The sequence below is a fragment of the Blautia faecis genome (genome assembly GCF_020554845.1).
Lineage (GTDB): Bacteria > Bacillota > Clostridia > Lachnospirales > Lachnospiraceae > Blautia_A > Blautia_A faecis.
The window spans coordinates 1-292 of the sequence record NZ_JAJCIA010000114.1; the positions used below are offsets into that span (position 1 = coordinate 1).

The window sequence follows — 292 nt, forward strand, 5'->3', positions numbered from 1 at the left end:
CTTCTGGAGTGAAAAATATGCCAAACGAGCAAAAGCAGAGCGTGAAGCTGCACTGACAAAAGCAAGAGACCTGGCAAAAAATCCAGGGAATTATATAAGAGCCACGTCTTATGGTGCTGCAAAATATGTCAAAAAATAGACTATGACAAAGAAACCGGAGAAATCCTTACCGCCTCTTCTGGGCTGGACATTGATGAGGACAAAATCCGGGAGGAAGAATCACTGGATGGTTACTACATGCTCTTAACCAGCGAAATGGAGACATCTGACGACGAGATTATCGATATGTACC

1 pseudogene is annotated in these 292 nt (G+C 43.5%); it reads left to right on the forward strand.

Annotation, left to right across the window (positions count from 1 at the left end):
- Positions 1–292 (forward strand): annotated as a pseudogene (locus tag LIZ66_RS20390) (IS1634 family transposase); the annotation flags it as partial.